This is a genomic window from Chryseobacterium sp. 1B4 (assembly GCF_036631475.1).
Classification (GTDB): Bacteria; Bacteroidota; Bacteroidia; order Flavobacteriales; family Weeksellaceae; genus Chryseobacterium.
This window is the reverse complement of the sequence record NZ_JAPNUF010000011.1, coordinates 67567-90396: the sequence shown is the minus strand read 5'-3', so window position 1 is coordinate 90396 and position 22830 is coordinate 67567. Positions and strand designations below refer to the sequence as shown.

The 22830-nt window shown below is 37.7% G+C and carries 21 protein-coding genes and 3 pseudogenes; 10 read left to right on the top strand and 14 right to left on the bottom strand.

Annotated elements, in window-relative coordinates; genetic code table 11:
- Nucleotides 1-15 precede the first annotated feature (15 nt).
- The gene (locus tag OWR28_RS22395; protein ID WP_332388593.1) at nucleotides 16-1344 is read left to right on the top strand and encodes a M48 family metalloprotease; all 1329 of its coding nucleotides are present in this window, start codon (nucleotides 16-18) and stop codon (nucleotides 1342-1344) included.
- 130 nt (nucleotides 1345-1474) lie between these two features.
- Here OWR28_RS22395 and OWR28_RS22390 read toward each other — a convergent pair whose 3' ends face one another.
- Nucleotides 1475-3004, bottom strand: coding sequence for a hypothetical protein (locus OWR28_RS22390; protein WP_332388592.1), 1530 nt, complete (start codon nucleotides 3002-3004; stop codon nucleotides 1475-1477).
- 83 nt (nucleotides 3005-3087) lie between these two features.
- Nucleotides 3088-4629 (bottom strand): glycine--tRNA ligase, encoded by a 1542-nt coding sequence (locus OWR28_RS22385; RefSeq protein ID WP_332388591.1) that lies wholly within the window; start codon nucleotides 4627-4629, stop codon nucleotides 3088-3090.
- A gap of 267 nt (nucleotides 4630-4896) precedes the next feature.
- On the opposite strand from OWR28_RS22385, the gene OWR28_RS22380 reads away from it, so the two are divergent.
- From OWR28_RS22380 to OWR28_RS22370, 3 genes and pseudogenes are all read left to right on the top strand, one after another.
- Nucleotides 4897-5952, top strand: coding sequence for an alpha/beta hydrolase-fold protein (locus OWR28_RS22380; RefSeq protein ID WP_332388590.1), 1056 nt, complete (start codon nucleotides 4897-4899; stop codon nucleotides 5950-5952).
- Nucleotides 5953-5975: 23 nt separating this feature from the next.
- Nucleotides 5976-6671: a pseudouridine synthase gene (locus tag OWR28_RS22375; protein ID WP_332388589.1), complete on the top strand. Its 696-nt coding sequence runs from the start codon at nucleotides 5976-5978 to the stop codon at nucleotides 6669-6671.
- A gap of 215 nt (nucleotides 6672-6886) precedes the next feature.
- Nucleotides 6887-7923: pseudogene (locus tag OWR28_RS22370) on the top strand (quinone-dependent dihydroorotate dehydrogenase).
- A 28-nt stretch (nucleotides 7924-7951) separates the two neighbouring features.
- On the opposite strand, the gene OWR28_RS22365 reads toward OWR28_RS22370, so the two are convergent.
- Both OWR28_RS22365 and OWR28_RS22360 read right to left on the bottom strand, forming a co-directional pair.
- A complete protein-coding gene (locus OWR28_RS22365; RefSeq protein WP_332388588.1) occupies nucleotides 7952-8692 on the bottom strand; it encodes a hypothetical protein in 741 nt (246 codons plus the stop codon).
- A 175-nt stretch (nucleotides 8693-8867) separates the two neighbouring features.
- A complete protein-coding gene (locus OWR28_RS22360) occupies nucleotides 8868-10112 on the bottom strand; it encodes a DUF445 domain-containing protein (RefSeq protein ID WP_332388587.1) in 1245 nt (414 codons plus the stop codon).
- Between the two features lie 175 nt (nucleotides 10113-10287).
- Here OWR28_RS22360 and msrB point away from each other — a divergent pair, with 175 nt between their 5' ends.
- Together msrB and OWR28_RS27275 are read left to right on the top strand one after the other, a co-directional pair.
- Nucleotides 10288-10734, top strand: coding sequence for a peptide-methionine (R)-S-oxide reductase MsrB (gene msrB / locus OWR28_RS22355; RefSeq protein ID WP_494168511.1), 447 nt, complete (start codon nucleotides 10288-10290; stop codon nucleotides 10732-10734).
- A 128-nt stretch (nucleotides 10735-10862) separates the two neighbouring features.
- A pseudogene (locus tag OWR28_RS27275) lies at nucleotides 10863-11617 on the top strand (murein L,D-transpeptidase catalytic domain family protein).
- Between the two features lie 28 nt (nucleotides 11618-11645).
- On the opposite strand, the gene OWR28_RS22340 reads toward OWR28_RS27275, so the two are convergent.
- The 3 genes and pseudogenes from OWR28_RS22340 to OWR28_RS22330 form a co-directional block, all read right to left on the bottom strand.
- Complete coding sequence (locus OWR28_RS22340) at nucleotides 11646-12443, bottom strand: HAMP domain-containing sensor histidine kinase (protein ID WP_494168530.1); 798 nt, start codon at nucleotides 12441-12443, stop codon at nucleotides 11646-11648.
- 26 nt (nucleotides 12444-12469) lie between these two features.
- Nucleotides 12470-13018, bottom strand: a complete 549-nt coding sequence (locus OWR28_RS22335) for a hypothetical protein (protein ID WP_332388583.1) — start codon at nucleotides 13016-13018, stop codon at nucleotides 12470-12472.
- A pseudogene (locus OWR28_RS22330) lies at nucleotides 13015-13700 on the bottom strand (response regulator transcription factor). The gene OWR28_RS22335 and the pseudogene OWR28_RS22330 overlap by 4 nt, the downstream one beginning before the upstream one ends.
- Before the next feature lie 338 nt (nucleotides 13701-14038).
- Here OWR28_RS22330 and OWR28_RS22325 point away from each other — a divergent pair.
- From OWR28_RS22325 to OWR28_RS22315, 3 genes are read left to right on the top strand one after another with little or no spacing between them, the layout of a single operon-like run.
- A complete protein-coding gene (locus OWR28_RS22325; protein ID WP_332388581.1) occupies nucleotides 14039-15265 on the top strand; it encodes a porin in 1227 nt (408 codons plus the stop codon).
- An 11-nt stretch (nucleotides 15266-15276) separates the two neighbouring features.
- A complete protein-coding gene (locus tag OWR28_RS22320) occupies nucleotides 15277-15696 on the top strand; it encodes a Dabb family protein (protein ID WP_332388580.1) in 420 nt (139 codons plus the stop codon).
- A gap of 21 nt (nucleotides 15697-15717) precedes the next feature.
- Nucleotides 15718-16197, top strand: a complete 480-nt coding sequence (locus tag OWR28_RS22315) for a hypothetical protein (protein ID WP_332388579.1) — start codon at nucleotides 15718-15720, stop codon at nucleotides 16195-16197.
- Nucleotides 16198-16335: 138 nt separating this feature from the next.
- Here the strand turns inward: OWR28_RS22315 and fabF are convergent, their stop codons facing one another.
- From fabF to OWR28_RS22280, 7 genes are all read right to left on the bottom strand, one after another.
- Complete coding sequence (gene fabF, locus OWR28_RS22310; protein WP_332388578.1) at nucleotides 16336-17577, bottom strand: beta-ketoacyl-ACP synthase II; 1242 nt, start codon at nucleotides 17575-17577, stop codon at nucleotides 16336-16338.
- Nucleotides 17578-17579: 2 nt separating this feature from the next.
- Nucleotides 17580-18005 (bottom strand): PaaI family thioesterase, encoded by a 426-nt coding sequence (locus tag OWR28_RS22305; protein WP_332388577.1) that lies wholly within the window; start codon nucleotides 18003-18005, stop codon nucleotides 17580-17582.
- Nucleotides 18006-18015: 10 nt separating this feature from the next.
- Complete coding sequence (locus tag OWR28_RS22300; RefSeq protein ID WP_332388576.1) at nucleotides 18016-19284, bottom strand: acetyl-CoA C-acetyltransferase; 1269 nt, start codon at nucleotides 19282-19284, stop codon at nucleotides 18016-18018.
- A 10-nt stretch (nucleotides 19285-19294) separates the two neighbouring features.
- Complete coding sequence (locus OWR28_RS22295; RefSeq protein WP_332388575.1) at nucleotides 19295-19900, bottom strand: TetR/AcrR family transcriptional regulator; 606 nt, start codon at nucleotides 19898-19900, stop codon at nucleotides 19295-19297.
- Between the two features lie 177 nt (nucleotides 19901-20077).
- Nucleotides 20078-20497, bottom strand: coding sequence for an OsmC family protein (locus OWR28_RS22290; RefSeq protein ID WP_002982623.1), 420 nt, complete (start codon nucleotides 20495-20497; stop codon nucleotides 20078-20080).
- Nucleotides 20487-21113 carry an AraC family transcriptional regulator gene (locus tag OWR28_RS22285; protein ID WP_332388574.1) on the bottom strand — a complete coding sequence of 209 codons (627 nt, stop codon included), beginning with the start codon at nucleotides 21111-21113 and terminating at the stop codon, nucleotides 20487-20489. Before OWR28_RS22285 ends, OWR28_RS22290 begins: the two co-directional genes overlap by 11 nt.
- 143 nt (nucleotides 21114-21256) lie before the next feature.
- On the bottom strand, nucleotides 21257-21448 hold the full coding sequence (locus OWR28_RS22280) for a hypothetical protein (protein ID WP_332388573.1): 192 nt from the start codon (nucleotides 21446-21448) through the stop codon (nucleotides 21257-21259).
- A gap of 201 nt (nucleotides 21449-21649) precedes the next feature.
- On the opposite strand from OWR28_RS22280, the gene OWR28_RS22275 reads away from it, so the two are divergent.
- Nucleotides 21650-22693, top strand: coding sequence for an AraC family transcriptional regulator (locus OWR28_RS22275; protein WP_332388572.1), 1044 nt, complete (start codon nucleotides 21650-21652; stop codon nucleotides 22691-22693).
- Nucleotides 22694-22830: the final 137 nt, after the last annotated feature.

Genomic DNA, 22830 nt, shown 5'->3' with positions numbered 1-22830 from the left:
TTATTGATGAAAACTATGACCAGAAAACTTTTTGTATTGGGTTGCTTTCTATTTTCGATCATTGGAATAGCCCAGATGTATAAGCCGATAGATACTGCAGATTATATACAGAGAAAAACATTTTTGAAGAATTTTGAAGGGAATAATGAAGCTACTGTAAAGAGACTGAAGGCGCAGTATTCCGGGAAAACGGGCTCAGAATTATCCAAGATCTATAAAGAATTCGGAACTGACTTTGAAAAGCAGGTGAAGAATAAGGATTTCATTTTCAAATCTGAATTTGAAGCCAGCATACAATCTATGATTCAACGTCTGAAAAAGAATAATCCTAAAATTCCACAAGATCTGAAAATTCTGATTGCAAAGGACAATACTCCTAATGCTTATTGCCTTGCAGACGGAACTTTCGTCATCAATATGGGATTGTACAGCTGGCTGAATAATGAGGAACAGATTGCTGCAGTGATTTCCCATGAACTGGGACATAAAATAGAAGAACATTCCCTGAAAACCTTTTTAAAAATCATCGAACAGGATAAGCTGGATAAAATCGTGGTTGATAATATAAAGTCTACTACGACAAGCAGAAGCCAGGGCCAGAACCAAAAGGCTTTCGATATTTTTAAAAACAGAGTCTACAAGAAAAGCGTGGAAAGAAGACAAAATGAAATACAGGCAGATTCTTTAGGGTATGTTATTTTTAAAAACAGTGATTTCAGGAAAACAGAATTTGTAAACGCTCTTCAGAGATTACAGGATTTTGATACGATCTCTCCAAGGGAATTAAAGGTGGAAACTTATAAAAAACTATTTAATCTCCCCAGACAGGCATTCAATGAAAAATGGATGAAAAAGGAAGACTTCTCACTGTATAACTACAATTTTTACAAAGAAAAGCTGAACAAAGATTCCCTGGCATCACATCCTGAAGTTTCCAGAAGGATAGAAATGCTTAAAAAGACATTTGCTGAACTGAAAACACCCGCTGCTTCTGAAAAACCTTCTGATCTGTTTGCCGCATTACAGAAAACAGCAAGGATGGAGATTTTACCCAATTATTTCCACTCGGAAGATTATGGATTAGGAATTTATGCTGCCATGCAGTTTTTGCAGGATGAAGAGGAAGAAAAATATTATAAAAGCTGGCTGGGAAAATGCTTTACCAAAATATACGAGGCGAGAAAAAATTATAACCTGAACCGGTATCTTGACAGGATAGAACCTAAAAATCAAAGCGAAAGTTACCAGCAGTTCCTGAACTTTATGTGGAATTTAAGTCTTGACGAAATAAAAAATATAGCAGATTTTTATCAAACGAATGAGACCCTGGCAAAAGTAAACTGATTTTAAGTATTTCTGATGAAATATCAATAGGAACGGGCTTTAGCCCGTTTTTGAAATAATAAAAAATTCCACTGGCTTTAGCCAAACATAAAAGAAAGAACCCTGACGTTTCGTCAGGGTTCTTATTATTTTAGTAATTTAATTTCTCCAGACGGATCTTATTAAACTTTTCCTTCTCATTATACTCACGAAGCAGGATATAGCCTTCTTTTCCTACATACGGAGTTACGGCATAATTGTCTTTTTCAGAAATCGGGATAATCTCCTGTTTGAATTTTCCGTCAATAATAGTATTGATAAACAGATTCCACCTTTTCTGTTTCGTTACTTCATCTTTCTGATAATCGCGGTAGAAAAACACTACATCTTTTCCTCCGTTGAGGTATTGCGAAAACAGATAATCGCTGTTTACCCACTTTGATTTTTCCTTTTCAAAGACCTGAACATTTTTCACCTTGAAATCTTTATCGGTATAGATGTAAACAAGATCAGTGGTTTTCGGAGCATTGTACTGGCCTGCAGGTTTATATTTTTCTGATAAAATACCGACACTTCCATCGTTCATAAAGTACATGTCTTTGGTCTGAAGCATGTAGCCGCTTTCTACCATTCCATATTTATCCACTTTGGGAAGGAAAGCGGAGATATTAGGCTCGTAATTGATGGCTTTCGTATCAACAGAAAAGTCAGATTTATTGAGGATCATTCTTGCAAATCCTACAGATTCGGAATTATCATAATTTCTTCCCAAAAGAACTACTTTATCATCAAAGGTTTTATCATTGTCAAGCTTTCGGTATCCTGAGTAAAAAGATTCAATATTGTCTATCGTATCATCAGATAATCCTGTAACGGGTTTGTTGGACGTTTCTTTACCCGTTTTCATATCCAGGACCATAAGGCTGAATGTTTTCTGCTTGTCATTGACCTTCTTCATGATACAGTACATATACTTCTCATCTCTTTCTAGAACAGATAAAGAAGTGTGAATTTTTTTGCTTCCGTCTGTATTATAGTTATATCTCCAGACTTCTTTTTTATTCTCATCAAACTTCATCAGGCTGTTGCCGTTCTCATACTTGCCGTAATCTTTGTATTCAATAGCAAAATAACCGCCTTCTTTCAGTTCTCCAACGGCAGAAACATAGTTGTAACCTTTTTCTTTCTTCTCGTCACGGTTCTCTTTGCGCTGTTCTTTCCAGCTCTTTGGCTCATTGATCTCTTTGAAAGTACCGTTTTCCAGATAATCATAATATATTTTTCTGGTAATGGAGTTGGTTTTTGGATCGATCACCATAGAAACCGGAGTGAATATTTCTTTGCTTTTTACAAGGGAATAATCCATCATGGAAGGCTTTAGGATAATCTGTCCTTTGAAATCGACATATCCTAAATAAGAGGCAGCCGTAATGTCTCCTTCAAATTCTTTATTGGCAACAGGGTTGAGGTTTTTGTCCAGTATCACATACTCGAACTTTTTGGTCTTGTCACCGGATTTTCCGTAAGAATATAGAGAAACGTAGCCGTAAAGATTGTCTTTATCATCAAATAGAGCATTCATTCCCACATGATCCCCGGCAGCTAGCGTTGTCAGGTCCTGGGTCTGGGAAAAAGCAAAGGTCTGGATCAGCCCAAACACCATTAGTGTTATTTTTTTCATGGTTAAAATTTGAGGGATAAAAGTAATAAATTAACAGATATGTTGATAAAAAATAAAAAAGCCCTGAACCAGGGCTTTTTAAACTATAATTGAGAAAGTAAATTTCTGAAGTTCGTCTTCTCATCAATGATGCGTCTCAATTCTGAAACAGGAACTCTTTCCTGCTGCATTGTGTCTCTGTCTCTGATCGTTACGGTGTGATCAACAAGAGAGTCGTGATCCACTGTGATACAGTATGGAGTACCGATGGCATCCTGTCTTCTGTAACGTTTTCCTATCGCATCTTTCTCTTCGTAGAATAAGTTGAAATCATATTTCAGGTCATTGAAGATCTTTTCTGCATATTCTGCTAAGCCGTCTTTCTTCATCAATGGAAGAATAGCTGCTTTAATTGGCGCCAATGCAGGAGGTAGCGATAAAACAGTTCTTTCTGAACCGTCTTCCAATACTTCGTCTCTTAAGCAATGTGAGAAAATAGAAAGGAATAATCTGTCTAAACCTACAGAAGTTTCCACTACATAAGGTACATAGTTTTCGTTTCTTTCAGGATCGAAGAACTGAAGCTTTCTTCCTGAGAATTCTTCATGTGCCTTTAAGTCGAAATCTGTTCTTGAGTGGATCCCCTCTAATTCTTTAAATCCGAATGGGAAGTTAAATTCAATATCAGCTGCAGCATTCGCATAGTGAGCAAGCTTCTCATGATCGTGGAATCTGTAGTTCTCGTCTCCCAAACCTAAAGCTCTGTGCCAGTTCAGACGTTTTTGCTTCCACTGCTCGTAGAATTCAAGTTCTGTTCCCGGAGCTACAAAGAACTGCATTTCCATCTGTTCGAATTCACGCATTCTGAAGATAAACTGTCTTGCAACAATCTCATTTCTGAATGCTTTACCGATCTGTGCAATACCGAAAGGAAGCTTGTGACGTGAAGTTTTTTGTACGTTTAAGAAGTTAACGAAAATACCCTGAGCTGTTTCAGGTCTCAGATAAAGATCCATAGCACTGTCAGCAGAAGCTCCCAGCTTTGTTCCGAACATCAGGTTGAACTGTCTCACTTCTGTCCAGTTTTTAGAGCCTGTATCAGGATCTGCAATTTCAAGCTCCTCAATCAAAGCTTTTACATCAGCAAGATCTTCATTTTCCAGAGACTTTGCCAGTCTTGAAAGAATAGCTTCTCTTTTTGCCCTATATTCAATGATTTTGGGATTGGTAGCAACAAACTGATCCTTATCGAAAGCATCCCCGAATCTTTTCGCTGCTTTTTCAATCTCCTTGTTCTCTTTATCTTCAATTTTAGCACAGTAATCTTCTACCAGAACGTCTGCTCTGAAACGTTTCTTAGAATCTTTATTGTCAATCAGTGGATCGTTGAAAGCGTCTACGTGGCCGGATGCCTTCCATGTTGTCGGGTGCATCAGAATTGCCGAATCAATACCTACAATATTTTCGTTAAGCTGTACCATAGCTTTCCACCAGTATTGTTTGATATTATTTTTAAGTTCAGCACCGTTCTGTCCATAATCATAAACAGCGGATAAACCATCATAGATCTCACTCGATGGGAAAATAAAACCATATTCTTTAGCGTGAGAAATCACTTTCTTGAAAACATCTTCTTGCTTTGCCATAATTTTTTTACGTCTGATGTGCAAAAATAGGAATTTGGATTCCAAAATCATGAAAATGAACAAAAAAAGCAGTAAATAAAAGTGTAAATAGTCACTTTTGTGATTTCAGAAGCCGGGAACCTGCTCTCCGCTGTATCTTTTGCTCCACTTCGTTCCGCAAAAGGATGCCGCTGCAATCAGGGCTAATCAGGCAGGAATAAAATCTCCATCATTATATTCTTATTTTGAGACAATTTACCGACATTTGAACTGACTTAAAATTTTGCAATGAAAAGATCAGCCTTTCTCATTTTAATTTTTGTTTTTCTGTCTCAGTTGTTTTGGGCACAGAAAATTCCGGAAGGAAAAGTGGTGACAGCTTATATTACAGCCAGAACCTTACAAAATAAAGCCGGGGAAAATCCTAAGCGCAGAGTGACAATTTATCTGCCGCCGAATTATGAAAAATCTTCAAAAAGATATCCTGTTATTTATTTCCTGCATGGCTTTTTCTGGAGTGACAGTTTATTGGTGAGCAGAGATAAAATGAATCATATTATTGACCGTGCCATTAATGCTAAAAAAGTTAAGCCTGTTATTATGGTCATGCCTGATGAAAGCACGGTTTTCAAAGGAAGCTTTTATGCCAATTCAAAATCTTCCGGAAACTGGTCAGATTTTACTTCCATTGAACTGGTGAATTTTATTGATAAAAATTACAGAACCATTGCTGATAAAGAAAGCCGCGGAATTAGCGGACATTCTATGGGAGGAAACGGAGCATTGCGGAATGCTTTTCTGCATCCCGAAGTTTTTTCTTCTGTCTATGCACTTTCTCCCGGAATTATTGATGCCCAGTTTTTTACCCTCAATGAAATTGACCTGTATAAAAATCTGAATAGTATTAAAGATATTTCGGATCTTTCAAAACGGGAGCATGCAAGAACCAATATTATTTTCGCCATAGCAAGAGCTTATAACGGAAATGAAAATAAACCTCCTTTCTATGCCGATTTCCCTTATTCTTTTGAAGGTGATGAATTGAAAGTGAATGCTGCTGTTGCCCAGGAATTAAAGAAAAACTCTACCTCAGAATTGATTTTCTCCCATTATGAAAATATTAAAAAACTGAAGGCTATAAAATTTGACTGGGGAAGGAATGACGAATTAAAACATATTCCCATAAGCTGTATGAACCTGAGCAAAAATCTTGAAATGCTGAAAATAAAACATGAAGCAGAAGAATATATAGGGACACACGGCAGTGAAGTGAGCAAAGAAAACGGAAGAATTGAAAATCAGATGCTGCCGTTTTTTAATGAGCATCTTACGTTTGAGGAATAATCAAAAACCTCTACTTTTGCCCCATGTTAGAAATTCTTTATCGCGATGAGCATATTATTGCCATTAATAAACCCAGCGGACTACTGGTTCATAAATCTTTTTATGCAGGAGAAGCCGATACATATGCTATTCAGGAGCTGAAGAAGCAGATTGGGCAAAAAGTGTATCCCGTACATCGGTTAGACCGGAAAACATCGGGTGTTCTGTTGTTCACTTTAGATAAAGATACCCTTAGAATCATGAGCGAGCAGTTTTCATCACGCGAAGTAGAGAAGAAATATCTGGCCATCCTTCGCGGCTGGACAAAAGAAGTGGAAACGATTGATTATGATTTGGTTAATGAAAATGAAGTCAGACAAAATGCCGTTACAAATTATCGCCGTTTGCAGATTTCGGAAATAGATCTGCCATTTTTAAAACATCAGACTTCGAGATATTCTTTGGTAGAAGCCATTCCTGAAACGGGAAGATTTCATCAGCTGAGAAAGCATTTTAAACATATTCTGCATCCTATTTTAGGCTGCCGTAAGCATGGCTGCAATAAACAGAATAAGTTGTGGCTTCAGACATTTGGCATCAGCAAAATGACGCTTCACGCCCATCAGTTGATTTTTAATCATCCCATTTCCAATGAAAGAATTACAGTAAACGCCACTATAGATGAAGAGTTCAAAAGAATAGGAGATATCCTGAATTTTGATCTGAGCTCATATTCTTAACCTTTCACGATAATTACAACCTTAAGATTTTAAATATCCTTGTCAAGGTTTTAAACCTTGGCAGGATGGTGTTTCTAATCATAGCGTTTAGATAATCTCAATGATTAGAAAAAGTTTTAGGTTTTATAGATGCTATGTATCAAACATTTCGATAAAATATCATACATCAATCGGGCATTAATTTTAAAATGAGTAATTTTGTAAAACTTTTTTCAATGTACAAATCGCTCATTCGTCCGGTTCTTTTCAAATTCGATCCCGAAGATGTTCATCACTTTACCTTTTCGGTACTTAAGAATTTTGGATTTCTGACTCAATTATTTTTCCCAAAACCTGTTGAAGACAAACGTCTGGAAAGAGAAGTTTTCGGATTGAAATTTAAAAATCCTGTAGGACTGGCTGCCGGTTTCGATAAAAACGCTGTCTTGTTCAATGAACTGGCAGATTTAGGTTTCGGATTTGTGGAAATCGGAACCGTAACTCCAAGAGCGCAGGCCGGAAATCCTAAAAAAGATTATTCCGCCTTATTGAAGATGGGGGAATCATCAACAGAATGGGATTCAATAATGATGGCCTGGAAGCAGCTATTGAAAAACTGAAATCCAACAAAGGAAAAATAATTATCGGTGGAAACATCGGGAAAAATACAGATACAAGTCCGGAAAACTATACCCAGGACTACCTGGACTGCTTTGAAGGTCTTCATCCTCATGTAGACTATTTTGTACTGAATGTAAGCTGCCCGAATGTAGGAAGCCATGCGAAACTTGAAGATGTAGACTATCTGAGAGAGCTGATTACGGAAGTGAAAAAAATAAACCAGTCAAAAGCGGTACAGAAGCCTATACTCCTGAAAATTGCACCGGATCTTAATAACAACCAATTAGACGAAATCATTGAGCTGATTGCTGAAACAAAAATTGATGGTATCGTAGTTTCCAATACATCAGTGAACAGGGAAGGTCTGAAAACTTCTCCGGAAGTTTTAGAACAGATTGGAAACGGAGGCCTGAGCGGAAAACCTATCCGTGAGAGAAGTACGAAAATGATCAAATATCTTTCTGATAAAAGCAACAGGGCATTCCCGATCATTGGAGTAGGAGGAATACATTCGGCAAAAGACGCTATGGAGAAATTAGATGCAGGAGCAAGCCTTATTCAGTTATATACCGGATTTATTTATGAAGGGCCGGCTCTGATCAATGAGATCAATCAGGAACTTCTGAAAAGAGCAGGCAGATTACCGAGATAAAATAAAAGAGAGTCTATAGGGCTCTCTTTTATTTGGACTTTACCACGGATGCATTTTTCAGATCAACAGTAAGTGTATGGGCCGGAGTGCTTTCGGATTTTCCTATTGTATAGGTAATGGTTTGTTTATCTTTGGATTTTGTTTTGGTAACGTCATACATATTTTCCAGGCAGCTTTCAATCAGGAATTCTTCATAATTTTTATAATTCCAGTCTTTTGTAAAATACAGAACCCTGTAACCTTTTTCTCCTTCGCTTGCACCACATCGCCCGCAGGCATTAAAGTTGGAAGTTTGCTCAAAATAAAGAAGCACCCTGTTTCCGTTTTTCCCGGATGCATAGGAAATCAGTTCATTTCCTCCTGCTTTATTGATAAAGTCGTACGTATTGATCTTTTTATTATTGGGTAAATACAGATAGTTGTTGAGGCGGTAGATCATAGCATTGCCTGTAAATAATTTTACCGGCTGCTCTTTTTTGCCTATATAAAAATGTCCGGAAATCGGGTTGCTGTTAGTGTTGAGGTTTCCAAATAGTATAGACTCCCGGGGAGCCAGCTTCTGTGCTATTTCATCTGTTTGCGCAACTTTCTGCATAGAGGTGATCTGCTCCTTTAACAGCCTGGCATTCTGCTTTTGCTTTGTTCCGAAATTATATAATGAGAGGCTTCCATAATAATCATAAATACCGGTGAGCGGGATTTTCTTTTTGTATTTGTCGTAATAATACCACCCGTCCACATAGTGTTGATACTGATCACAGTCTGCCACGCCTGTGTAGTTGAGTTCAATGGTAATAGGTATTCCTCCGATTTCTCCTGTAAATGTCTGGGAAGAATCCGTTATTTTTTTTAATTCAACTTTTTGGCAGAGGGCACATGTGAGGAAACAAAAAAGAATGCAGTAAAAACTTTTTTCATGGCTGAGTATCGTGGATTTTAGTTTTTTAAATGAAAAAGTGAGCAATAGTGTAGATAATCAGCCCTACAAGGCCTCCTACAAGTGTTCCGTTGACCCTGATAAACTGAAGGTCTTTTCCTACCTCCAGCTCCAGTTTTTCACTGAGCTCTTTTCCCTGCCAGTTCCCGACAGTTGTACTGATGAGGCTCCCGAACTGATGCGTATTTTTCAGAATGTATTTATAGGCTGTCACACGAACCCAATGATCAATTTTATTCTGAAGGTTTTCGTCTGTTTTTAAGTTCTGCGCAAACTCATTCAGGTTTTTTGAAAGGTAGTTCTTCAGTGCGGAATTTTCCTCCTGAAGTTCTTTCATCAGCGTTTTTTTGATAGAAACCCAGATATCATTGGAATATTCATCCAGTTTATCATTTTTCAGGAGACCGTTTTTGATGGTTTTAAATTCTTCATCCCATTTAGGATCTTCTTTCAGATCAACAGAGAATTCATGAATTTTCTGTGTAATCAATGCCCTTACTTCATGCTGGGGATTTTCTTCTATTTCTTTGAAAAAATCAGAAAGTCCGTCGGCAATTTTATCCGCAATTTTATTGTCTACAAAAGAAGGAATGAAGGAGTAGCTGCCTTTCTTTACGCGGTCTTTAATCATTTCATCGTTTTCAAGGATATATTCTTTGATCTGTTTGGAAAGGTTGGTAATGATTCTCTGATGATCATTTTTTTCAAGAATATAGTGAATCCCGTTTCCGACCACCTTATTGAGCTTAATATCATCTGACATTTCCGATACCTTTTTGCTGATAAACTGGCTCACCGTGGAATCGTCCAGTTTATTAAGAATATCCAGTACAATATCGGACAGGTTTCTCAGTAATATTTCCTGGTTTTTCTTTTTCCCAAGCCATTCGCCGGCGAAATTGGATACTTTGAGTTTTTGAATATAGGGACGGATATTCTGTGGAGAAAGAAAATTACTCACTACAAAGCTTCCCAGATTATCCCCTAATCTTTGTTTGCTGTTTTCAATAAGATTGGTATGAGGAATCGGAAGCCCAAGAGGATGACGGAAGAGCGCCGTTACCGCAAACCAATCGGCCAGCGCACCCACCATTGCTGCTTCGGCAAAAGCCCGTACATAGCCAACCCAATGAGAGCTGTCAGACTTCTGTAAAATAGTGGTAACGATGAAAATAACGGCCATCAGGACGAATAGTCCTGTGGCAAATGCTTTATATTTTCTGAGCTGTTTTCTTTTTGCTTCGTCATTCATATTCTCAAATTTACTAAATTTGGTTATGAAACCGTTTAATCTTAAAAAAGCTTTTAAGCTTCAAACTTTTTGCGGTTAAACAATAAAATTTGTAATGAAATTTTTAGTTTCACTCATCCTATTATTTTTTCTGCAGGCATGTACGCAGAAATATGAACCTATTAAAAAAACTCTTATGGAAAATACAGAAGCAAAAAGCAATCCATACTACTCCAGAACTGATACCACAAAACTTGATGTTTCCAATGAAGAATGGAAAGAAATCCTCGCTCCGGACTTATATGCAATCGCAAGAGAAGCTGCTACCGAAAGGGCTTTTACCGGAAAATATAACGAGTTTGATGAAATCGGGGAATACTATTGCGCTGTGTGCGGAAATCATCTCTTTCGGTCTACCACAAAATTTTCCAGCAGCTGTGGCTGGCCGAGTTTCTTTGAAGCAGATAAAGAAGGCGTATATTATAAAAGAGACCAATCCTACGGGATGGACAGAGTGGAGGTACTTTGCAAAAGATGTGATTCCCATCTGGGGCATGTTTTTGATGATGGCCCGAAACCTACCGGATTACGATATTGTATGAATTCTGTGAGTCTGGAATTTGCCCCGGATTCTCAAAAATAACTTGCTTTAATTCACAAAATCAGGACGTTAAAGTTTCTTAAATAGCGTTAAACTTTTTAGAGTTATAACCCCTTGGTAATTATGTTTTTATAATTTTGCCCCACTAATTTGGATTTATATATTATTGAATGAAAGGATTTTATAGTGTACTAGGCCTTGTTTACATGGTGACGACTTCATTCTACATTTCTCCAAGAGTGGTGGTGAAAAGTGAGAATGTCAAAACAACGAAAACTGAAAAAGTAGCTGAAACGAAATCTGAGAAGGGCACAACAGCCATATCTTCATCAGAAGCACTGTACCAATCAATCGCATTTGACCCCGAACATGAACTGAATTATGAAGTGTTCTCAAAAGCATTGACGGGTTATGAAAATTTAAAAAAGCAGGATTGCTTACCCAGGACTCGCATTTATTAACTATCTGCGATTTTTCTATGTCTTCTAATATGAAAAGACTTTGGGTAATTGATCTTGAAGACAAAAAAGTTCTGTTTAACTCATTGGTGGCACACGGAAAAAACACAGGCGAAGAATTTGCGACGAATTTTTCTAACAGGGAAAGTTCGCTGCAGAGCAGCCTGGGATTTTATATCACAGATGCAACCTATCAGGGGGATAACGGATATTCTTTGAAATTGCTTGGAATGGACAAAGGCTTTAATGATGCCGCCTACAGAAGAGCAATTGTACTTCATGGAGCGGATTATGTAAGTGATGCATTTGCAGCCATGCACAAAAGAATCGGAAGAAGCTGGGGATGTCCCGCTGTACCAAGAGAACTGACGCAGTCTATCATTAATACCATTAAGGGACGAAACTGCCTCTTCATCTATTATCCGGATCAGAACTATCTTTCTTCTTCAGAATGGTTGAAAGCATAAAAAAAGCAGTCAGTTTCTGACTGCTTTTTTATTTTTTGGAGGGAAATTCTACAGTAAATACACTTCCTTTTGAGACTTCAGAATCTATTGTCAGTTTTCCTTCGTGTATTTCTACAATTCTTTTTACAATGGAAAGACCGATTCCGTTTCCTTTTTCGAAACTCTTATTGGAACCACGGTAAAAAAGATCAAAAATTTTTGAAAGATCTTTTTCTGAAATACCGATTCCATGATCAACAAAACGGATTTTTATATGTTCTGTTTTGGTTTCTATTTCAATATGACAGCTTTTGTCCGCCGAATATTTACAGGCATTCTCTATTAAGTTCGAAAAAGCAACCTGCAGCAGGTAAGGGTTGCCATAGAAATCATAATTGTTTTCATCATCGTCTGAGGCATTGCCCATATAATTGATTCCGATTTTGTAACCGGCATTTTTCTGCAGCAATGCAAGCTTGGCTTCTGCCAAAATTTCATCCAGGCGCAGATTGGTAAAACTGATCTGCGATACATCATAGCTGGCTCTGGCGAAATCCAACAAGGCAGAGGACAGTTCCGAAGCATCATTGGCATCCTGAAGGGCATTGTCAATAGAAAGCTTATAATCATCCAATGTTACATTAAGCTCTTTGGCAAGCTCCAGTTCTGCAATGAGCGTAGAAAGAGGAGTCCTGAATTCATGTGAGATCGTGGTAACAAATTGTTTATGGTTGTTAAAGGATTTTTCGAGCCTGTTGAAGGTAGAATTAAAAGTTTCTGTCAGTTCATAAATCTCATCTTTTGCCTTGGGAATATCCAGCCGTTTATTCAGATTATGCTCTGAAATATCGCGGATCTGGAGAATAATATCCTTTAAAGGTTTAAGCGTGTAATAGGAAAAAGAAATCCTATAATAAAAATGATGACAATCGAACTGATGTAAATGATAATAATATCTTTTTTAAACTCCGAAATATGAGCTTTTCCCGTGACATCTACCGCACTTCCGATGATATAATATTTTTCTCCGTTTGACCGGAACTGAATGGCAATATACTGACGGTCACCCTGCTGCCAGAATATTCTGTTTTTATGGGATCTGATAATTTTATCCAGATATTTTTCATTGCTTTTGAGAGGAGGAATATCTGTGAAGGTAAGCTCTTTTTTACTGTTGTAAACACTGATGTCTGCTTCATTCAGCAGTTTTTGGTTACGCTGGTGAAGTTCACGGATTTTTTCATCACTGATTCTGGCATCAAATATAAATTCTGAACGCCAGATCACTTTGTATCCCAGCCGGTCATTGAATTCATCTTCCCTGTTTTTTTCAGAAACAAAATAAAGAACATAGGCAAACAAAAATAAGATGCCTGCCGTAAGGATGGAATATATAAGTGCTGTTCGGGTGGCTATTTTCATAATCGTGAAGCAAAAATAAATCCTACTCCGGGTTTGGTGTGAATCAGTTTATGATCAAAATTTTTATCAATCTTTTTCCGCAGATAAGCAATATAGACATCAATATAATTGGTTCCGGTATCAAAATGATTTCCCCATACATTTTCTGCAATTTCCTCACGGGTAAGAATTCTTTCCGCATTGTTTACCAGAAAAACCAGCAGCTTAAATTCTTTGGGAGTGAGTTCTATTTCCGCTCCGTTTCTGAAAACCCTGTTGAATTTCTTATCAATCTTCAGGTCATGATACTCAAGATAGGTAAGATATGCTTCCTTATTTTTAGCTGATCTTCTCTGCAGAATAGCTTTGATTCTCACATAGAGCTCCCGGATCTCAAAGGGTTTTACCATATAGTCATCTGCTCCGGCGTCAAATCCTTCAATTTTTTCATCAATCGTCCCCAGAGCGGTAAGCATGATGATGGGAAGGTCAGGATATTGCTGTTTGATCAGTTTACACAGATCAATTCCACTCATTTTTGGGAGCATAATATCCGTAATGGCGAGATCAAATGTTATTTTATTCAGCAGAACAATCGCATCTTCTGCATCTTCCGAAATATACACCTGATATTGCTGGCTTTCCAGCCCTCTTTTAAAAGACCTGAAACACGTGAATTATCTTCTACAATTAAAATTTTCATAAAGAAATACTATGGATATGTGTTGGTTTTTTAAATGTTTTTTTGGTTTTAAAAGCCTGACTTTCATTTATTCCCCAAGCACTGTACAAAGGTATTTTATATTTTTCTTTTATCAGAAAACATTAACCCTTTTAATAGTTTTCTATAAGGTTTCTAATAGATTTCTAATACCTGTCCGGACATTCCCGGTCTAATTTTGTCCCGTTGAAATCAACAAAAGATAAGAATAGAAAAATTATGAAGACTACCTCTTTCAAAACAGCAATTGCGTTGTTTTCCTTATTGGGATTGATGGGGAAATTAGAAGCCCAGAAAAAAATGATTTTAATAATGCCGGATTGACTCATTATTTCAATGAAGATCACTCAAGATATATTTCCTTTAGCGGATATGCAGAATTGTGGGCCAGATATACCCAGCTTAATCCGGGAAGCCTTGTCAATAACGAAGCAAAATCAGATCTGTCTGACCTTTCGCTCAGAAGAGTTCGTGTGAAAATGACTTATAAGCCAACAGAAAAGCTGATGTTTGTATTGCAGGGTGGAACTACCAACGTGAACGTAAATGCCAAAGGGAGTAATTATTTTGACCTTCTGGATGCTTATGCAGAATATGCTTTTAATGATAAAATTGCTTTTGGTGCAGGACGTTCTACATGGCGTGGTCTTTCAAGATTTACTACAGGACCATTGAATACGCTGTTATACGACCTGCCCGCTTACGCAACCTCCAATGCGGGAGCAACGGATTATACCGTAAGGGAATTGAGCGCCTATATTAAAGGACAGCTTGGTAGGTTTGATTACCGTCTGGTCGTGGCCGATCCCTATACCATGGCAACCTCCGACCCGAAACTGAATGTAGCTTCTTTTAGCAAGAACTCGCCTGGAAAAGACTTCTCAGGATATTTCAGATATGCTTTTTTAGACAAGGAAAATATTTCCACCCCTTTTAATTCCGGAACGTATGTAGGGAAGAAGAATGTGCTAAGTCTTGGAGCCGGTTTTGATTATATCCACAATGCATTATGGCATCTGGATTCCGGTAAGAATACAGTGAATGATGATATGAAAAGCTTTGCGGTAGATTTATTTTACGATGCACCGCTGAACAAAGAAAAAGGAACGTCAATAAGTGCTTATGGAATGGCAATGCATAACGATTATGGACCCAATTATATCCGGTATGTGGGAACCAACAATCCCGCCACTTCTGTAGAGGTTACGCAGGCAAGCCTGAATGGAGCAGGAAATGCAATGCCTGTTATCGGAACCGGGAATACGTATTATGTGCAACTGGGAGGAACCCTGCCTTATCTGGATAAAGAAAAGAAAAGCCTTCAGCTTCAGCCTGCTGTAGGAATGCAGCTTTCAGACCTGAAAGGGCTTCATGATAATGCAGTGATCTATGATGCCGGAGTTTCTCTTTTGATGAATGGAATGTCTTCCCGTTTAACCTTTGATGCTCAGAACCGGCCCGTTTATACCAATGATCCTTCAAACAATGCTGTAGTTTCTGACAGGAAATGGCAGTTTGTCCTTAAATACAGAATAGATTTTAATTAAAATAAATGACAATGGAAAGAAGAAAATTTTTATTCCGCTCAGTTCAGGCTTCTGCTTTGCTGCTGATTTCAGGAAATATGTTTGCCTCTGCTTTACCCATGTTTAATCCTATAAAAAAGAAAAAAATGTACTTCCATTATTTGTTGTTCTGGCTCAGAAAAGATCTTTCCGAGTCTGAAGTAAAAGAATTTGAAAATTTTTTTGAAGGCCTTAAAAAGCTTCCTTATCAGAAGAATCTCCGTTACGGAAAACCCGCAGCTTCCAGTCCGAGAAACGTTTTAGACAGTACATTTACTTATAATGCTTCTATGGAATTCGATAGTCTGGAAGAGCTTGAGGCGTACGGAAAACTTCCTGAGCATCTGGCTTTGGTTCAGAAATATAAACCATTCTTTGAAAGAATGCTGGTTTACGATACTGTTTATAATTAAAAATAAAAAATTAAATTTATAATGAAAAACATCATTAAGGGCTTAAGCCTTGTTTTATTAGTAACTACTGTAGGATTTATGAATGCACAGCATAAAAAACACAACCATCTGAGCGTCACTGCGGAAGCCTCCACTGAGTTTATTCCTGCCATAAGATTAATTAATAATCCTGACGGATCATGCACTTTTGAAAAAGGAAAAATACCTACTCTTAAACATATGAATACCACAACATTCTGGATGAGCAATAAAACGGAAGAGTGGGAAAAAAATGCACATCCGGCTCCCAGAAGACAATATGTGATTACCATCAAAGGAAATATAAGATTTAAAGTAACGGATGGCTCCACTTTTATGATTAAACCGGGAGTAGTTCTTCTTGCTGAAGACCTTAAAGGAACCGGTCACAGCTGGGATATGGTGAAAAGCAAAGAGTGGGAGAGGCTCTATATTCCGATTGCCGAAAATGCGGATGATTTTTTTATCCCGGCTGCCCAATAATTTCAAGTCAATCTCTTTTTAAGGGAATATATAATTCGTTATGTTGGAAGCAGTCAGTTTTGGTTGCTTTTTAAGTTTTAAACTGCAAAAAAATCCCTGCATGGTTTTCATACAGGGATTTCCAATTATCTAATCAGATTAGCTGAATTTCTTAAATACTACAGTGGCATTATGTCCTCCGAATCCAAAGGCATTGCTCAATGCAAAATTAATGTTCTTTTCTTTCGCCTCACCAAATACAATATTGATATCTTTAGGAATACTCTCATCAATATTGTGAAGATTAATCGTTGGAGGAATAATCCCATTCTGAATGGCTTTAATGGAAAGAATCGCTTCCACAGCGCCGGTTGCCCCCAGCAAATGCCCGGTCATGGATTTTGTGGCACTGATATCAAGGTTCTTGCTTCCTTTAAACGCTTTGTTGATGGCTGTTAATTCAATCGTATCTCCAATCGGTGTAGACGTAGCGTGAGGGTTAATGTAATCAATATCTTCCATGTTGGCTCCTGCTTCTTTCACTGCCAGCTGCATTGCTTTAATAGCGCCAACACCGTCAGGATGAGGAGCTGTCATGTGGTAAGCATCTGCGGTCATTGCTGCTCCTGCTAATTCTGCATAGATTTTTGCTCCTCGGGCAACAGCGTGTTCATATTCTTCAAGTACCAATGCTCCGGCACCTTCACCCATTACAAATCCATCTCTGTCTACATCATAAGGACGGCTGGCTGTTGAAAAATCATCATTTCTTGTAGACATGGCCTTCATAATAGAAAATCCTCCGATGGAAGCCGGTGTAATAGCCGCTTCAGAACCGCCACTGATGATTACTTTTGCTTTTCCAAGACGGATATAGTTAAAGGCATCCATTAATGCCGTATTTCCTGTTGCACACGCAGAAACTGTAGTATAATTAATTCCCTGAAGACCATATTTCATGGAAATCATTCCCGAAGCCATATTGGCAATAAACTTTGGAACAAAGAAAGGATTGAAACGGGGTGTGCCATCACCCGCTGCAAAATCCATTACTTCTTTTTCGAAGGTCCACATTCCACCCTGTCCTGTTCCCCAGATTACTCCGGTATCGAACGGATCCATCTTTTCAAGTTCCAGCCCGGAATCCTGAATGGCTTCCGAAGAAGCATACATGGCATACTGTGTAAACAGGTCGCTTCTTTTGATTTCATTGTGGTTCAGATATACTTTAGGGTCAAAGTTTTTTACCTCACAGGCAAAATGTACTTTAAATTTTTCTGTATCGAAATGGGTGATGAGTCCTGCGCCGCTGACTCCCTTAATACTGTTTTGCCAAAATTCTTCGACATTATTTCCCAAAGGCGTTACTGCGCCCAGACCTGTAATGACAACTCTCTTCATACTTAGTTATTGATTTTGAATAAATTTGAGGTTCCTCTTGCGATTAATCGTGTTTTGTCTGCGTTCCATATTTCGCATTGTGCATTGACGAATTGCTTACCTCTTTTAATGATTTTAGTTTCGGCTACAATATTATCATTTTCTTTTGCAGTTGAAAAATAATCGATGACATTATTTATCGTGGTAATGAAAGAATTTTCATTTAAAGAAAACATGGTAGCGCCAATGATATCGTCTATAATGGCAGCGGTAACTCCACCGTGAAGGTTTCCGGCAGGGTTCAGCCATTCCGGTCTTATGGTATATTGAAATTCCAGCTGACCTTCTTCTGCAGAAAGAACAACAGGATTGAGCCATTTCATAAAAGGGGAGGGCGACTGGTCAAATTCTTTTCCGATGAATTGTTTTAATTGTGCGAGTCTATCCATACTTGAGTTTTTATTTTTCTAAAATCATCGTTACTCCTTGTCCACGGGCTGCACAGATGGATATAAATCCTTTTCCGCTGCCTTTTTCATGAAGTAATTTTGCCAGGGTTGCAATAATTCTTCCTCCGGTTGCGGCAAAAGGATGGGCTGCTGCAAGGCTTCCTCCTTTTACATTCAGTTTGTTCCGGTCTATTTTTCCCAGGGCTTTCTCCAGTCCGAATTTTTTGGCCAGCTCGTCATTTTCCCAGATTTTTATGGTGGCTAAAACCTGTGCGGCAAATGCTTCGTGAATTTCATAATAATCGAAATCAGACAGATTCATTCCTGCTTTTTTCAGCATTCTTTCTGCTGCAAAAACCGGTGCAAGAAGAAGATCCTGTTTATTTTCAACATATTCTATTCCTGCCAATTCTGAAAAGCTGATATAAGCTAAAACAGGAAGGTTATTGGCTTTTGCCCATTCCTCACTGGCCAGCAAAACTGCTGAAGCTCCATCTGTAAATGGTGTTGAATTTCCGGCCGTTAAAGTTCCGTTCTGCCTGTCGAAGGCAGGTTTCAGCTGTGAAAGCTTTTCAATACTGCTGTCACGTCTTACATTGTTATCCTTATCCAGACCGAAAGCCGGGGTGACCATATCATCAAAGAATCCTTCATCATAAGCTTTTGCCATATTCTCATGGCTTTTTAAGGCGAGTTCATCCTGTTCCTGTCTTGATATATTGTAATATTTTGCAGTAATTTCTGTATGTTCACCCATAACAAGACCTGTCTTGGGCTCCTGTCCTTTGTAGGGTATAGGCATCCAGTCTTTCAGTTTCGGACTCAGTAATTGTTTTAATTTTCCAAACGCTGACTTTTCTTTATTAGCTTTCAGAAGGGCTTTTCTCAAACGGGATGAAGATTCAAAAGGTATATTGCTCATGGCTTCCACACCACATGCAATACCACAGTCTATCTGGCCCAGGGCAATTTTATTTCCAATATAAATGGCTGCCTCAATTCCCGTGTCGCATGCCTGTTGAAGATCACATGCAGGAGTTGCAGGATCCAGCGTTGTATTCATCACAGTTTCTCTGATGAGGTTGCTTTCAGAAATGTGTTTAATTACAGCACCGCCGGCAACTTCCCCGAGCCGCTTTCCTTTAAGACGATAACGGTCTATCAATCCGTTCAGAGAAGCAAGAAGGAGATCCTGGTTCCCCTGTTCCGAATAAGCGGTATTCATTCTGGCAAAAGGAATTCTGTTGTATCCTACAATAGCCACTTTTTTTGTTTCCATATTATATAATTTATGATGGAAGAATATTGAGTTCATGATCAATCATGTGGGAGACTCTATCTAAAGCATGGTTTAGAAAGCTTTGATCACCCATTGTTTTTGAAAGCAGGATTCCACCTTCAATAAGCATAATAAAAAGAGAAGCATACTGCTCAGCACGGATACTTTTATCAATTTCCCCCTTACTTTGCCCTGCTGCAATTGTATCTGATATTTTTGTCATCCATTGCTCAAAAGACCTTTTTACCTGGGCTCTTAAGGCTGGAAAGGAATCATCTGCTTCTGTTGCAGCATTCATCAAAGGACATCCTCCGTTTGCAAAGACAAACTTCCAGTTTTTCCGGTAAAAATCCGCAAAAGCATGAAGCTTATCCAAAGAAGTCGGGAATTCATCTCCAAAAGAACGGCTTAGGGTTTTACCAAGCACTCCGGCATTATATTTATACACCTCAATGGCTACTTCATCTTTGTTTTCGAAATTTCCGTAGATACTGCCTTTCGTCAGTCCGGTTGCCTGGGTAATGTCTGACAGTGATGTGGAAATGTAACCCTTGGTGTTAAAAAGAGTTGCTGTTTTCTCAATGATATGCTGTTTTGTTTTTTCTGCCTTCGACATTATAAATGTTTAAATATGATGCAAATATACAAAAATATACCATTCGGTATATTTTATCCGGAAAAGTTTATCAGATAAATATTGGGCTTTAGGTTTTGGCTAAAGCCAGTGGACTCTTATTTTAAATAAAAAGCGGGCTAAAGCCCGCTCCTATTTGATGTTGAATGAAAACTTGGATTAGTTTTCCAAAGTAGCATTCAATGTAATTTCAAAGTTGAATGCGGCACTTACAGGACATCCTTCTTCAGCAATTTTAGCGAATTTCTGGAATTCTTCTTCTGAGATTCCAGGAACCTTAGCGGTTAAAGTCAGCTCAGATTTTGTAATCTTTCCAATGTTGGGATCTAAAGTGATGACAGAAGTTGTTTTTAATTCTTCAGGGTTATATCCGGCTTGTGAAAGCTCTGCATCCAGTTTCATAGTGAAACATCCTGCATGGGCTGCTGCCAGCAATTCTTCAGGGTTTGTCCCCACGCCATCTGCAAAACGGCTGTTGAAAGAATATTGAGTCTGGTTTAAAGTGGTACTCTGAGTAGTTAAATGTCCTTTTCCTTCTTTGATGGTACCGTTCCAAACGGCTGTTGCGTTACGTCTCATAATGTTTGTTTTTGTATTTAATGTTGTTTGATTTTGATGTTACAAAGGTATGTCGGTGCTCGGAAGTATTCAATAGATAAAAAGGCTTAAATATTGTACTTTTTTCCCGAAGTGTAATTTTTTTAAAATTGGCCGGTGTATTTCCTGTTTTGTTGGTGAAAAGGCGGTTGAAATAAGCCGGATCTTCATATCCAAGGTCGTAGGCAATTTCTTTTACAGGCTTGTCTGTATAAAAAAGCAATCGTTTTGCTTCCAGTAAAATTCTGTTGATGATAAACTGATTGGGAGATTCGAGATTTAGATGTTTAAATTTATGGGTTAAGGTTTTTGGAGCCATATGAAGCAGTTCTGCATAATCTGCCACGTGATGCTTTTCTCTGAAATGAATTTCCAGAAGCCTGCTGAAGTCCCTGAAAATATCAAGTTCACTGCCAGGAATTCTGAAGGTGTTATTATCTAAATTTTGTTTTTTCCATTTCCGGGTAGCCCGGATGATGATCTGTTTTACATAGGTTCTTATCATTTCCTCTGCTGACGAATCCTTCCATTCAAGTTCATCTTTAATGTTCTGAAACAGATCTTTTATGAGAGCCGTTTCAGAATGATCAAGCTCCACAAAAGGAATTTCAAATACATTATGAAAGAGAAGGCCATCGCACGCTACTTCTTTATCATGAATCTGGATACAGTAAAAATCGCGGTTATAAAAAAGGAGAATAGCTTCATTCTTTCCTTTTTGTATGCTCAGATGCTGGTTGGTCAGAAAAAAAGAGAAGGTTTTTGGGTTTTGTAATCGTTAAAATCGACCGTAAGCTCATATCCGGCAGGAATAAAAAATATTTTAATATCTGTTCTGAACAGATCTCCGCTGAAGTTCTTCAGGCTTTCCTCTGAAAAGACTTCGAGCCCCAGTCTTTTATAATGATCTTCAAAAATAAGCGGTTGCAGCATACTTTAACTTTAGATTAAAGATACAAAAATGCAGGATTTGAACGGTATTAAATTATTGAAACCCAAATTTCTGATATCTGATCTGCAGAATTAGGAATAAAATAAATCGAAAATAAGTTTTTACATTAATATTATTTTATCATTTTTACAAAGATTTGTACTGTGATCCCTATTAGTAAAACTTTTTTCAAAACTGCCTGTATGAGCAAATTAGAAAACATTCTGAGAGAAATAACTCCACTATCTCCCGAGGATAGCTTTCTCGTATTTGACAGGATTAAAGCTTCTTTTGATTTTCCTTATCATTACCATCCTGAGATTGAAATTAATTTTGTTTATAAAGGAAAGGGCTACCGCAGGATGATCGGTGATCATACCGGAGAAATTGGTAATCTGGAATTAGTTCTCGTAGGGCCTAACTTGCCACACTGCTGGGCAAATTACCGGTGTAAAAACAGAAAAACCCACGAAATCACTATACAGTTCAATCAGGATTTCTTTAATCAGTCCATGATGCAGAAAAATATTCTGAAACCCATCAACAATCTGATGAAGGATTCTATCAGAGGCATTCTGTTTTCTGAGGAAACAGCTGAAAAACTAAAAGATTCGTTTCTCAACCTGTCGAAGATGAACAGTTTTGAATCTTTCATAGAAATTATGAAGATTCTGAATGAATTGGCCATTGCGGATAATAAAACACTTTTGTCATCATACAGTATTGAGCTTGAAACTTTTGATGATAATGACAAGATGAAGATTGTACATGATTTTGTACACAAGAATTTTGAAAATAAAATAACGCTGGATAAGGTTGCTTCATTAGTGAATATGAGCAATGTGACATTCAACAGGTTTATTAAAAAAAGAACAGGGAAAACCTTTATCAATTATCTGAATGAAATAAGGATCAGCTATGCTGCACGCTGGCTGATGGAGAAGAACCTTACTGTTTTTGAGATTGCTTTTGAAGCAGGTTTTAATAATATTGCGAACTTCAATAAGGTATTTAAGTCCATCAAAAAAACAACACCAACTGAATTTAAAGAACAATTTAAAGGAGTGAAAAAATTGAATGATTTTGAAAATTTGCTTTTAGATATTAATTATTTCAGCATAAGGCGTAATGAAAACCGGGTATTCATATCCGGTTTTATTTTGGTGAAAACTAAGATAAATCCTATTTTTTTGATTGTTGATAATAGAGTGTATTGGTTTGATATAGAGCTGGTTAATCGTATTTAAACGAAAATGCTGAAAAAATAATATCGTTTTATGATAAAATAGTATTATATCAGACTGGTTACAAAATTTAGATTTGTGAATGTGAATCAAATCTTAACAAAACTTTAAATAATTTAATACATAAACAGCAAAATTTT